Annotated in this window: 1 pseudogene; it reads right to left on the bottom strand. The window is 62.6% G+C overall.

What is annotated here, in order from left to right:
* A pseudogene (locus EAE89_RS23025) lies at positions 1-890 on the bottom strand (DNA primase); the annotation flags it as partial.

Raw genomic sequence — 890 nt, 5'->3', positions numbered from 1 at the left:
AGCGCATAGGCGGCCTGCCTGACGCCTTCCTCTTCGGCAATGGCTAAGATTTTATGCTGGAGATTGGTTTCCCCCAGATAGAACAGACTCTGGCCGGTCATGGCGCTGTATTGCAGCCGTTCCTCTTCCGGTATCAGATTGAGGACCGCATCCATCAGTGAGCTTTTCCCGGCGGCACTGCTGCTTTGTATCAGCACGGCCAGCGGACGGTCCAGCTTGCGACTGACGGCGGCTAAGTAACCGGCCAGCAGGTTGGTGCTTTCCCCCACCACGCCACAGGCGGCTAAATCAGCGGTGATGCGCTCACTCAGTTTCGGGTCTTGCAGCAGCGCCAGCGCCGCGGCCCGCTGGTCCCCGCTCAGTTCGGGAACCGGTGGGGTTTCGGTTTGTTCACTGACGCCGGCCTGTTGACACTGTTCCAGTACCAGCAACACCTGCCCCAGCGCCCGGCGCAGGTCACCTTCGGCCAGCCCGAGTTCGGTGGCGGCCAGCCGCGCATACCCGCCCCGGCTGCGGGCGCTCATCATGTCCACGCTGTCGGCGAACATCACGCCGCTGTCGGTATCAACCACCTGAACATTCACTTTCATCACCGCCGCCCCGGCTTTCACCTGTGACAGGCCCCGGATACCCCACTGTTGTGTGCCCAGCGTCAGGGATATCTCGCCGTTAGCACCGGTTTCCCAGACCACATTTGGCATCGACGGCAACGCAGCTATACCGGCGGCTAATGTGCTGACTGTTTCCGGCACCGGAACCGGCTGATGTTCAGCCAGTGCGGCCCGCTCTGTTGCGGTGGTGGCCTGTACCTCTGCCGCTTCCTGCATCGGCACGGCACTGTCCAGCAACAACCCGAAGGCCCGTTCCGGCTCGGCGACCTGACACAGATA

It is taken from the genome of Photorhabdus heterorhabditis, assembly GCF_018448905.1.
Classification (GTDB): Bacteria; Pseudomonadota; Gammaproteobacteria; order Enterobacterales; family Enterobacteriaceae; genus Photorhabdus; species Photorhabdus heterorhabditis.
This window is presented reverse-complemented; position numbering and strand designations above follow the sequence as displayed.